Source organism: Banduia mediterranea (genome assembly GCF_031846245.1).
In the GTDB taxonomy this organism is placed as follows: domain Bacteria; phylum Pseudomonadota; class Gammaproteobacteria; order Nevskiales; family Nevskiaceae; genus Banduia; species Banduia mediterranea.
Genome location: NZ_JAVRIC010000001.1, coordinates 132,990 through 144,782, shown reverse-complemented (window position 1 = coordinate 144,782; position 11,793 = coordinate 132,990). Strand labels below are relative to the sequence as shown.

The 11,793-nt window shown below is 59.9% G+C and carries 12 protein-coding genes and 1 pseudogene; 9 read left to right on the top strand and 4 right to left on the bottom strand.

Translation table 11 applies throughout. The features are described 5' to 3' along the window. Positions 1-40: 40 nt before the first annotated feature. A complete protein-coding gene (locus RM530_RS00665; RefSeq protein WP_311363272.1) occupies positions 41-1,423 on the bottom strand; it encodes a DUF1329 domain-containing protein in 1,383 nt (460 codons plus the stop codon). 239 nt (positions 1,424-1,662) lie between these two features. On the opposite strand from RM530_RS00665, the gene RM530_RS00660 reads away from it, so the two are divergent. From RM530_RS00660 to RM530_RS18560, 5 genes and pseudogenes are all read left to right on the top strand, one after another. After that, the gene (locus tag RM530_RS00660; RefSeq protein ID WP_311363271.1) at positions 1,663-2,295 is read left to right on the top strand and encodes a TetR/AcrR family transcriptional regulator; all 633 of its coding nucleotides are present in this window, start codon (positions 1,663-1,665) and stop codon (positions 2,293-2,295) included. A gap of 22 nt (positions 2,296-2,317) precedes the next feature. After that, entirely contained in the window at positions 2,318-4,786 is a 2,469-nt protein-coding gene (locus tag RM530_RS00655) for an acyl-CoA dehydrogenase (protein ID WP_311363270.1), read from the top strand. Positions 4,787-4,987: 201 nt separating this feature from the next. Next, complete coding sequence (locus tag RM530_RS18895) at positions 4,988-5,167, top strand: hypothetical protein (protein ID WP_311363269.1); 180 nt, start codon at positions 4,988-4,990, stop codon at positions 5,165-5,167. Between the two features lie 15 nt (positions 5,168-5,182). Next, positions 5,183-5,764 carry a hypothetical protein gene (locus tag RM530_RS00645; protein ID WP_311363268.1) on the top strand — a complete coding sequence of 194 codons (582 nt, stop codon included), beginning with the start codon at positions 5,183-5,185 and terminating at the stop codon, positions 5,762-5,764. Continuing rightward, a pseudogene (locus RM530_RS18560) lies at positions 5,734-5,814 on the top strand (transposase); the annotation flags it as partial. The gene RM530_RS00645 and the pseudogene RM530_RS18560, both read left to right, overlap by 31 nt. A gap of 195 nt (positions 5,815-6,009) precedes the next feature. On the opposite strand, the gene RM530_RS00635 reads toward RM530_RS18560, so the two are convergent. The 3 genes from RM530_RS00635 to RM530_RS00625 form a co-directional block, all read right to left on the bottom strand. Beyond that, positions 6,010-6,165, bottom strand: coding sequence for a hypothetical protein (locus RM530_RS00635; protein ID WP_311363266.1), 156 nt, complete (start codon positions 6,163-6,165; stop codon positions 6,010-6,012). A gap of 493 nt (positions 6,166-6,658) precedes the next feature. Continuing rightward, complete coding sequence (locus tag RM530_RS00630; RefSeq protein ID WP_311363265.1) at positions 6,659-7,105, bottom strand: hypothetical protein; 447 nt, start codon at positions 7,103-7,105, stop codon at positions 6,659-6,661. A 129-nt stretch (positions 7,106-7,234) separates the two neighbouring features. Then, on the bottom strand, positions 7,235-7,561 hold the full coding sequence (locus tag RM530_RS00625; RefSeq protein ID WP_311363264.1) for a hypothetical protein: 327 nt from the start codon (positions 7,559-7,561) through the stop codon (positions 7,235-7,237). 328 nt (positions 7,562-7,889) lie between these two features. Here RM530_RS00625 and RM530_RS18890 point away from each other — a divergent pair, with 328 nt between their 5' ends. From RM530_RS18890 to RM530_RS00605, 4 genes are all read left to right on the top strand, one after another. Next, positions 7,890-8,069: a hypothetical protein gene (locus RM530_RS18890; RefSeq protein ID WP_311363263.1), complete on the top strand. Its 180-nt coding sequence runs from the start codon at positions 7,890-7,892 to the stop codon at positions 8,067-8,069. Between the two features lie 381 nt (positions 8,070-8,450). Next, positions 8,451-9,149: an IS4 family transposase gene (locus tag RM530_RS00615; RefSeq protein WP_432276063.1), complete on the top strand. Its 699-nt coding sequence runs from the start codon at positions 8,451-8,453 to the stop codon at positions 9,147-9,149. 13 nt (positions 9,150-9,162) lie between these two features. Then, positions 9,163-11,460 carry a CaiB/BaiF CoA transferase family protein gene (locus tag RM530_RS00610; RefSeq protein ID WP_311363262.1) on the top strand — a complete coding sequence of 766 codons (2,298 nt, stop codon included), beginning with the start codon at positions 9,163-9,165 and terminating at the stop codon, positions 11,458-11,460. Positions 11,461-11,650: 190 nt separating this feature from the next. Then, entirely contained in the window at positions 11,651-11,785 is a 135-nt protein-coding gene (locus RM530_RS00605) for a hypothetical protein (protein WP_311363261.1), read from the top strand. Positions 11,786-11,793 lie beyond the last annotated feature (8 nt).

Sequence of the window (11,793 nt, the reverse complement as noted above, 5' to 3'; positions counted from 1 at the left end):
AGGCCGGCGCACTGCGCCGGCCTGGTTCGTTGTACGTCGCCTATTTTTTTGCTCGGCGCCTCACGCGGCCGGGCGAGAAATCGTCGGCGTCGAAGTCCATGTCCTGATCCTCGGGGTCTTCGTTGTTGAGCCCCTGCACCAGATAGCGCCGGTCCGGCAGGTCGTAGACCACCTGCGCCACCGGCGCGATGCGGAGTTTGTCGTACTGGTTGATCGTGTGCGTTTCCTGCAGGCGCCACAGCTCGCCGCGCCGGTCGTAGAGGTCCGCCATCACGATCTGCCAGGAATCCTCGTCGACGAAGAACACGCGCCGGTCATAAATGTGCACGATTCCCGGTTTGGCCCGCGCTTCCACCACCCACACGCGATGCAGTTCATAACGCGTCAGCGCCGGCTCGATGTGGTGCTTGCCGAGAATCTCGCTGTAGCGGTACTGGTCGCTGTGCAGCCGATAGCTGTTGTACGGCACGAACAGCTCCTGTTTGCCCAGCAGCTTCCAGTCGTAGCGATCCATCGCTCCGCTGAAGCTGTCGAACTGGTCGTTGGTCAACAGCCGGTCGGCGGCCAGCGCGGCATTGTCGTAGCCGATATTGGTCGCCCGTCGCAGGCTGAGCAGGCTGCGCTGGCCGGGGTTGAACTGCCAGGCGCGAGGGTCCTCCTCCTCCGGGTCCAGCGGCTCGTGCAGCAACAGGATCGTGCCCGCCAACCGTTCCGGCTGCTTGATCACCAGCGCGACAAACATCAGCCAGTCATCGAGATCGTCCGGCGCGGCGCCGTTCTGCGAGTAGTTGAACAGCACGTCTTCGCGAAACTTCACGGCATTGACGATGCCGGCGGCGGTGACCGCAAACTGGTTGTTCCAGCGCCGCAGTGCGACACCGCGATAACGGGTTCTATGATTCCAGATCACCTCGCGGCCGTTCTGCGGAATCGGGAAGGCGATGCCGGTGGCGGCGTCGTGCAGCGCTTCTCCATTTTCCGTCAGCTCGGCGCGCGAGGCATTGGCCCGCGTAGCCGCGTACACCCAGGGCGGCGCGGACGCGGTGCGTCGGCTCGGATAGACCGGCATGGCGTAGTCCTGATACTGCTCGAACATCGCCCGTTGCCCTTCGCTGAGCCGGTCCTTGTACTGCCCGAGGTTTTGGGGCGTGATCGTGAACAGGGCTTGCTCGTGCGCAAAGGGATCGCAGTAGCGCGAGCCGGCGCCGGCGAAGCAGGGCGGCGCGCCCAGCAGTCCGCCATTCCAGGGCGGAATCGTGCCCTCGGCGTTGCCGACGACTTCCGCACCCAGCGGAGTCAGAACTCCGCCCAGTTGCGCGGCCTGCGCATCGGGAACCGCCGCGTGGGCCGGTATGATCAGTGCGATCGCGGCCACGGCGCCCGCGGCAATCAACAAGGCCGGCAAGCGGTGGCTTGATCTCATGATCGGGTTCTCCTCATCCCTGATTTTCGTCATCCGTCGTTTCACCGGACGGTACATCGTGCGCGCCCGCAGCGGGTTTTATCATGCCGCCATTGCCTTCCCGGTGCAGCTTGCCACACCGCGTCGACACGGTCCTCAGTCATCGCGTTCGGTTTGCCCATACGCAGGCGCATTGCTAGAGTCGCGCGGCCGCTGAGGGCAAAGCCAGGCGGAGGAGACCGCTACGCCCAGGATCCGATATGGACACTCCCCGACAAAATCTCACCGCCGATGACTGGTCCGCTGCCGCGCTTGAGGCCGTGGCGTCCAGCGGGATCGAGGCCGTGGCGGTCGAACCGCTGGCCCGTTCGCTGGGCGTGACCAAGGGCAGTTTCTATTGGCATTTCCCGAGTCGCGAAGCGCTGATGCGCCGCGCCCTGGAACTGTGGGAGCGTCAGGAAACCGACGATATGATCATCGCGGTTGCCGATGCGTCGGATCCCTATGACCGCATCGTCAAATTGTTCAAGCGGGCCAATGCCAGCCATCGTGCCGGGCGGCTCTATCTGGCGCTGGCCGCCGCCTCGGACCACGCGCATGTCGGCACCGTCGTGCGTCGTGTTTCGGCGCGCCGCATGAACTACCTGCACGAGTGCTATCAGGCGCTCGGACTCGGCGAGCCCGAGGCGAAGCTGTGGTCCACCTTCGCCTACGCCACCTTCATCGGTAATCAGCAGGTGCACCGCGATGCACCGGAAACCTTTCCCGAAGGCGCAGAATTCAGCCAGTATTTCAAGTTGATGATCAAAACGCTGATTCCGCGGGCTCGCGATATCGAGTCCGCACGCGTTCCGGGCCCCGCAGACAAGCACGCGGCACCGCCTGGGCCTTAATCTCCAATCCGGAGGAATCGGGATGTTGAGCCTTACCGTCACGCTGGTGGTGCTGGCGCTGAGTTGGACGCTGGCCTACATCGGCGCGCCCTTGCTGGTCTGGACCGCCGTGGTCACCGTGGCCTATGCCGCGCTGCTGGTCACCGGTCTGCTCGGTACCGTGGGCGCCGCGATACTGGGTGTGCCACTGCTGTTGTTGCTGGTGTTCAACATTGTTCCGCTGCGACGCGGCGTGCTCACGCGCGGTCTGTTCGAACGCTTCAAGGCCGTGATGCCCGAGATGTCGCAGACCGAGCGCGATGCACTGGAGGCCGGCGACACCTGGTGGGAAACCGAGATGTTTCGCGGCCGCCCCGACTGGAAGCAGTTGCTCGACTTTCCGCGTACCGAATACACCGAAGAAGAACAGGCCTTCCTCGACAATCAGTGCGCCACGCTGTGCGCAATGATCAACGACTGGCAGATCGACTTCGAACTGCGCGAGATTCCGGCTCCGGTCATGGACTACATCCGCGAACAGCGCTTTCTGGCGATGCTGATCGACAAGAAGCACGGCGGGCTCGGTTTCTCCGCGCGCGCCCAATCGGAAGTGGTCACGCGCATCGCCACGCGCTCGATCGCCGTGGCTGTCACCGTCATGGTTCCGAATTCCCTGGGGCCGGGCGAACTGCTGATGATCTATGGCACGCCCGAGCAGAAGAAACAATGGCTGCCGGGGCTGGTGTCCGGCCGGGAGATTCCCTGCCTCGGCCTGACCGGACCCGAAGCCGGCTCCGACGCCACCGCCATGCCGGACCATGGCGAGGTTTGCTACGGCGAACTCGAGGGCCGCCGCACCCTCGGCATCCGCCTCAGCTTCTCCAAGCGCTGGATCACGCTGGCGCCGATTGCCACCGTGGTCGGCCTGGCTTTCAAACTCGGCGATCCGGAAGGCCTGCTTGGCGACAAGTCGCGGGTGGACTACGGCATCACCTGCGTGCTGGTGCCGGCGAACCACCCTGGCGTCGAGATTGGCCGCCGCCACTACCCCGGCTCCGCCTTCATGAACGGCCCGATCTTCGGCAAGGACGTGTTCGTGCCGCTGGACTGGATCATTGGCGGCCCCGCCAATGCCGGTCGCGGTTGGCGCATGCTGGTGGAATGTCTGTCCGCCGGTCGCGGCATCTCGCTGCCGGCACTGGCCGCCGCAACCGCGCAGACCGCCTACCGCATGACCGGAGCCTACGCAGGCATTCGAACCCAGTTTCGCCTGCCCGTGGGCAAGTTCGAGGGCGTGCAGGAAGCCACCGGCCGCATCGCCGGGCTGACCTACCTGATGGAAGCCACGCGCGTGCTCACCAGTTCTGCGGTGGACCATTGCGCGCCGGGCGTGGTCACCGCGATCGCCAAATACCACATGACCGAACTGATGCGCCGCATCGTCGCCGACGCGATGGACGTGCACGGCGGGCGCGGCATCCAGCAGGGCCCGCGCAACTACCTGGCCTCCGCCTACCAGGCCGCGCCGGTGGCGATCACCGTGGAAGGCGCCAACATCCTGGTCCGCAATCTGATGATCTTCGGCCAGGGTGCAATCCGCTGCCATCCCTACGTGCTGAAGGAAATGGAAGCCTCAAGACACGACGACCTCGAAGCCTTCGACCAGACGTTATGGGCGCACCTGGGCTATTCGATCAATCGTGCCGTGCGCGCACTCAGCCTGGGCCTCAGCGGCGCCGGCCTTGCGTGCGCACCGCTGAGCGGTCCCCTGGCCCCGTACTACCGGCAGCTCGAACGGATGTCCGCCTCGCTCGCCATCGTCTCCGACGTGACCATGGGTCTCCTGGGCGGAGACCTCAAGCGCAAGGAACGCCTGTCCGCGCGCCTCGGCGACGTGTTGTCGCACCTGTACATGGCCTCCGCCGTGCTCAAGTACCACCGTGACGAAGGCGAGCCGGAAGAAGACCTGCCCTATGCCCACTGGGCCTTGCAGCACTGCCTGTCGCAGATCGGACTCGCGTTCGAAGGTTTCTTCGCCAACTTCCCGAACCGCCTTGCCGCCGGCGTGATGCGCCGCCTGGTGTTCCCTTTGGGCCGTTCGCATCGCGAGCCGTCCGATACGCTGACCGCAGAACTGGCCGAACACATAATGCTGCCGAGCGCGCTGCGCGATCGCCTCAGCCAATCGGTCTACACCACCGGCGGCGCAGACGACCCCGTTGGCCGCATGGAACGCGCCTTCACGCTGCTGCACGAAGCCGCCGCCGTCACCGACCTGCTCGACAGCGCCGCGCAAGACGGCGAGGCGCCGGGAGACACCCAGGCAGAACGCCTGAAGAACGCGATTGCCAACGGCCGAATCACCGCCGAGCAGTCCCAGGTGCTGGACGACTACGAAAAGGCGCGCCTCGACGCCATCCAGACCGACGATTTCTCACCTGAATACCTGCGCCGCATTGCGGCCGTGGATGCGCACAAGGTCACGGGTGCTCGGCAACAGCATGTTGCTTGAACGGTGAGCCGAGGTTTCTCCTGAACTGTCGGCGTTCGTCGCGCGCCCGGTTGATTGGAAGTAAGCGCCATTCGGGTCAGGTCTTGTTCCTTGCCGCACCTTTTCTCAGATCGGCGCGCTCTCCGGTCTGCACTATTCAAGGTATTGATCGGCGACCCTCGTCAAAGCGCAAGACCTGACCCCACTTGTGCGTTCCCCCGCATGGCCCGCCCTCTGCGTATCGAATTCCCCGGCGCGATCCATCATGTGATGGCGCGCGGCAATGCCCGTCAAGCAATCTTCCTCAATGACGAAGATCGCGACGCCTACGAGAGCGGACACCGACAACTTCCGCAGATCGGTGCGCACTTCGGGTCGCACTACTCGACTACTCGACGGTAAGCCGGATCGCGCGAGGTGTGGATCGGCGGGCTGCGTCAAGGCGCAAGACCTGACCCCGACCTTGCCGACATCATGACGGGCGAGAAAGACGATGAGACGATGTCCTCCCTAATCGTGAATGCGAGTCAGGCGATCACTGCAGGGCGAGGTGTTCATTTGGAGGCGACGGACGGGGAACAGCGGACCAAAGAATTGGGCGGCAGCGTCGGCGCCAATCTCGGCTTGAGCATAGGCAATCCAATGGCCGGCCCAAGCGGTGGGTTGCAGGGTCAATTCAGCGGTAATTTAAGGGACATGTATACGGACACTGGAAATGTCTCTGTTGATTACGCGTCGAGGCTGCACAGTCGTATTCCGGAGATTCGCGAAGATGCAATGAAGGATTTCCGAAAAGAATTTCATCACGCGCCGGAAGACCACTACGACCGCCTTGAAGCGAATGAGTGGCTTGCACACCGTATGGCCGATGATCTTCGGGAGGAAATCAAGAACGTCGGGGTCAGGTCTTGTTCCTTGCCAAATTTCTTTGGCTTCGCTACGTTCCCCGGATGGCCCGTCCTCTACGCATCGAATTCCTCGGCGCGATCCATCATGTGATGGCGCGCGGCAATGCCCGTCAAGCAATCTTCCTCAATGACGAAGATCGCGACGCCTACGAGAGCGGACACCGACAACTTCCGCAGATCGGTGCGCACTTCGGGTCGCACTACTCGACTACTCGACGGTAAGCCGGATCGCGCGAGGTGTGGATCGGCGGGCTGCGTCAAGGCGCAAGACCTGACCCCGACCTTGCGAGCGCAGCCGCGGCTGAAGCTCGGCGTTGGGCGTCACTGAGAGAGCAGTTACCCGCCAAGTTTGGCTCGTAACTCCGCGATCCTGGCATCCTTGGCCTTCAGCTTAGCGTCCTTCGCCTTGTTGTCCGCTTCGAGCGCCTTCTTCTCGGCGATCAGCCGCTTCTCCCGCAGGGTGTAGTTCCCATCTCCTGGCTTCCGAGGCACGTCATTCTCCGTTGAAATCTATCGTCCTAGACTATCATAGAATTTGGAGATACTATCTGTCTCGTCGGAGGTGCGAATGATGCACACTTGACGCCACGGTCCGCTTGGTTTCCCCTACGAAGCGGCCCATTTGAACCAACCTATGAGGCATGCGTCATGACAAGAAGAGATCGTAGTGATCAGACCGTGGGTAGTCACGAGAAGAAGCACGGCCTTCCCCCCGGTACAATCCGCGATCCGAATACGGGTCGGGATACGCGCTCCGATAAAAAGATCGGGACGATTCGGAAGGAGGCTGAGAAGGGCAAGAAGTAGGTCGCGGTCTCTCGCGCGTCGGCCGAATCGGACGTCAGGGTCAGGTCTTGTTCCTTGCCAAATTTCTTTAGAAAAAAAGGGGACAGATTTATTTTCTGGTTAGCTGGTAGGCAGGTTGAATCCAAAAAATAAATCTGTCCCCTTTTCACCGGTCCCCTTTTCACTTCAATGTTATGCATTATTTGTCTTTGCCTCGCAGTGCATTCATGAATTTCTCTACTGCATCGGGTTCGCAACCACGACCATTAATCGTGAAAACCTCCGCCCCCGACTTGTTATCAATGAACGATATGTCGTACTTAATGGCTGGTGTGAGGCCATTGATGCATAGATCGAACTGGTAAGAGGAGGTGATAAGCCTATATCTTGAATTGAATGTGTCGTAGTGCTCGATTTTGGTTTTTTCCCCAACCTCACCCTCTGTGACCGAAGGGCCCCTATAGACGATGAGTTTCCAACCGTCGTTTGCCAATGCCTGTTTCAATTTGCCCTTCAATCCTTCTGAGCCAGGTGGAACCGTGACGGTTTTATTCGAAGTGTCAATGGGTCCGTAAAGCTGCACGTTGTGTGTGGCGCAGCCAGCCAGCAAAGCCAGCAGCACTACCGAAGCGATTTTTCTCAACATAAGACAACTCCCCTTTGCTCGAAAAAAGGGAACAGATTTATTTTCTGGTTAGCTGGTAGGCAGGTTGAATCCAAAAAATAAATCTGTCCCCTTTTCACTTTAATCTATCCCTATTCGTTGGGCGGCTTTTTAGCAACCGTAAGTGCCTGGATAGCAGTTGCTTTTTGACTCTGGCTTAGGGTCGTAACTGTTGTAGAGGCCGTCACGGTCGTTGTCGTAAGCGCCGTAGCTGGAGTTGCGCTTGTTCGTGGCGCCTCCGCCATTACTGAATTCGTCGCGCTGTGTGCCGCCGAAACTTTGTGAACTGCGATTGTTGTATCGATTTTGGTCAGGGCTGCTGCGGTAGTGACCCTGCACATACGTGCCGTCCTTCTTGGTGTAACCCTGAACGTAGGTATCGGCGAAAACAGAACCGGACATTACTGCGGCTGCAAGAAAAACTGATAAACGCTTCATGGTAGAAACTCCTAAAAATGTGCTGAGAACCGCTCGGCACGGACGGGAGATTTTATAAGCCCAACGCCCTAGCTCAGCCGCGGATTTGCCGTAGCGAAGCGGAGGCAAATACGTCGGCTGGAGCGCCTGGTTGGCCGAGCTGCTCTTGACGCCGCGAGGTAACCGAAGCTGAGAAAGCTGGAATGAAGTTGGATGATCACGACGGCCCCCGCCGAGTGTGTGCCTCGGAAACTACCGTGCATCGATGCGCGGTGCAACGCCAACACGCAGCCCTGGGGGTCAGGTCTTGTTCCTTGCCAAATTTCTTTGGCTTCGCTACGTTCCCCGCATGGCCCGCCCTCTGCGTATCGAATTTCCCGGCGCGATCCATCATGTGATGGCGCGCGGCAATGCCCGTCAAGCAATCTTCCTCAATGACGAAGATCGCGACGCCTACGAGAGCGGATACCGACAACTTCCGCAGATCGGTGCGCACTTCGGGTTGCACTACTCGACTACTCGACGGTAAGCCGGATCGCGCGAGGTGTGGATTGGCGGGCTGCGTCAAGGCGCAAGACCTGACCCCGACCTTGTGGCCCCGACCTTGAGCAGAAAGTCTCCGGTTGCTTTCGCAACCGGGCGTACGCCCAAGCCTATTGCCGCATCTCCAGCTACCTGCAGACCATGGCCAACCGCGGATACAATCCCCTCGTCGCTATCCAATTCGCGCTTTCCGGTCAGCTCTACGCTGAAACGGGTGAGTAGTTACGGGTTTTCACTGCTGTCCAGTTAACTGATAGTCATCTTCGATAAATCTGCTGTTCTGACAAGAGGTTAGACGTGAAACTGGGTGGTGCCAATTTGAACGCCGTATTGATGCAGCCTGCCGGAAATTCCTCCGGAGGCGGCGATGAATTCTGGCAAGACCCTGTTTTCCCAACTCATGTCCAACGGCAAGCTTCACGACGTCAATGTGCTCGACCTGCTGGTTCTGGAGGCCGGCGCCATTTACGTGATGGATTGGGGCTACGTGGACTTCTCCCGCTTGCATGTCATGCACCGGGCTGGCAGCTTCTTCGTGACACGAGCCAAGTCCAATATGGATTTCCATCGTGTCTATTCGGCGCCCACGGATCGTATCGCAGGAATTGTCTGCGACCAGACCATCGCGCTCGATGGTCAATACTCGGCCAAGGATTATCCCGATCATCTGCGCCGCGTCCGCTTCAAAGACCCCGAAACCGACAAGACGCTGATCTTTCTGACCAACCAGTTCACCTTTCCCGCATCGACCATCTGCTCGCTGTACAAGCAGCGCTGGCAAGTCGAGTTGTTCTTCAAGTGGATCAAGCAACACCTTCGGATCAAGCGGTTTCTCGGGAACTCCGAGAATGCAGTGAAGACTCAGATCTGGATCGCCGTGTCGGTCTATGTGCTCGTCGCCATCGTCAAGAAGCGGCTCGACCTGGATGCCTCGCTCTACACTTTGCTACAGATTTTCTCGCTCACCCTGTTCGAGAAAATGCCCATCCAGCAGGCATTTCTTGGGCATCGCCACAATTCCGAACTGGACGAGACCAGCAACCAGTTGAATCTATTCGGGTATTAACTGGACAGCAGTGATGGGGACATTGAACCATATCCGCGTGCTGCGAATTGGCAGCCGGGTTGCCGCTGCTTACTGCAGCAAGCTCTTGCGCGGCTTCGGTGCCACGGTTCAAGCGATGGCCACGCCCGGCTTCGAGCCGGCGCTACACTCGCCTGAGGAGATGCTGTGGTTTGAGATCGAACAGGGCCGACTGGATTTTGACTGGCAGGTGCCCGAGGCAGCGGATGTTCTGCATAGGTTGCTGGAATCCGTTGACCTGCTGATCGATGCCCGAGCCGTTGAAGCCAGTGATCCGTTCGGATTGGCTGCCGCAGCGCTCGCTCAGCGTCATCCGCGTCTGATCACTTGCCGAATCTCTTCGTTCGGCCTGAGCGGGCCTTACCAGCACTATCAGGCTGAGGACATCACGCTGTATGCGATGAGTGGCCTAATGCACAGCACTGGCCATGGTCAGCGCGAACCGCTAAATGCCCGGCCGAGGATCTGTGAATTGTCCGGTGGTCTCAATGCCTATGCCGCTAGCCTGATGGCGCTGCTTCGCCGCGGCCGCGATGGGATCGGTGATTTCATTGACCTGTCAGTGCATGAATCGGCGTTGGAGAACTACGAGACCGCGATTGCCGACCACCTTCATAGCGGCGCCGTGCCCCGTCGCAACGGCGACGAGCATGGAATGGTGCCGTGGCGTACGTACCCCTGCGCGGATGGTGAAGTTGCAATCGTTGGTGGACCAGTACGCAACTGGGTTGGAGCCATCGAGCAGTTCGATGTTCCAGAGCTGCTCCAGCCCCGCTTCGCTGATGTTGAACAGAGGCTGGTGAATCGCAAGGCTTTCGAAGCCCTGCTCCGGCCCTGGCTTGCGAGCAAGGCAAAAAAGCAGTTGTTCTTACTCGGACAGGAGCGCGGGCTGGCATGGTCACCCTTGGCTTCTGTATGTGAAGTCCTCGCAGACCCGCAGCATGAAGCGCGTGACTTCTTCCAAGATGCGCAGTTACCGGACGGCCGTAAATGCCGCATTCCCGGCGCGCCTTTTCGCAGCCAAGTATCACGTTGGCGCAATGCGGGCATGCACGAGCAAGCGGTGCCCGTTCCCGTTCCTGTGCCCGCTCATGGCACAGAACAACCAGTCGCCGCTCCTCTGCAAGGCTTACGAATTCTGGATTTTTCTCACGACTGGGCAGGGCCGCACGCTGCCCGAGTGATGGCGGACTTCGGCGCAGAGGTCATCAAGGTGGAGTATCCCGGCCGAGTCGACTCGATGCGCGGCGGATATAAGCAGAAGATCAATGGATTTCCACGGTTTTGGCAGTTGCATCGTGGGAAGAAATCATTAACGCTTGATCTTAAGCGGCCTGATCACTATGAGTTCTGTCGGCGTCTGGTAGCGGCGACGGATCTCGTACTGGAAAATTCTCGTCCCGGTGTGATGCAGCGGCTGGGGCTCGCCTACGATACCTTGCGGGACATCAAACCGGACATCATCATGCTGTCCATGTCAGCATTTGGCGCTACCGGTCCATACGCCGCTTATGCTGGATATGGCGGCACCATAGAGGCGATTAGCGGGATGCAGGCGCTCACCGCCTATGACAGGGGCGGCCCACGCTATCGCATACGCGAGATGGATGTCCTGAATGGCATATTCGGACTCTGTGCCGCGCTCACGGCGCTATTCCATCGCCAGTCCACCACGGTCGGCCAGTGGATCGATCTGTCCGAGACGGAAACTTCTTGCTGGCTCATTGGCGAATACATAGCCATGGCGTCGTCGAGCGGAACCGAGCCGCTCTTGGTGGGTAACCGCCACGCATTTTATGCGCCGCAGGGCTGCTATCCCTGCTCCGGGAAGGACCGGTGGGTAACCATATGCATTACGAGCAATGCGCAATGGCGAAAACTGGCCGGCATCATAGGGGGCAAGGAACTGGAGCAGGACGGTCGCTACGCTACGGTGTCCGGTCGGAGCACTCGGCACGACGAGATCGACGCATTAATAGGAACGTGGACCTGCCGCCAGGATTGCCGCAGTGCCATGCGGATATTGCAGGCTGAAGGAATCGCGGCTGGCGCTGTGTTCAACGCACAAGATTTGTCTCAAGACGAACATCTGGCCGCGCGGGATTGGCTACAGACCGTAGATGCTGTTCGCCTGCCGGGTTTCCCTTTTCGTTTTCGGCGAGGGGGTTCAGCCGTATGCACCAAAGGTCCCGACCTCGGACAGCACAATGATTCAATTCGGGCGCTCTATGGCGATCTGAACACCGACGATTTGTTGTTGCCACAAAACCTCGGTACAGCGTACGAGATTTAGGAACTGCAGGCATGTTTGTCTATTCCGCGTCCAGTATCAGCACGTTACCGGTCTGAGTGAAGTAGGCGCCGCCAGAAATCACGATACCGGCGCGACCATTCGCCAACGGAACGTCGGGGTCCGGAACGTCGAACGTCGGGGTCAGGTCTTGTTCCTTGCCAAATTTCTTTGGCTTCGCTACGTTCCCCGCATGGCCCGCCCTCTGCGTATCGAATTCCCCGGCGCGATCCATCATGTGATGGCGCGCGGCAATGCCCGTCAAGCAATCTTCCTCAATGACGAAGGTCGCGACGCCTACGAGAGCGGACACCGACAACTTCCGTAGATCGGTGT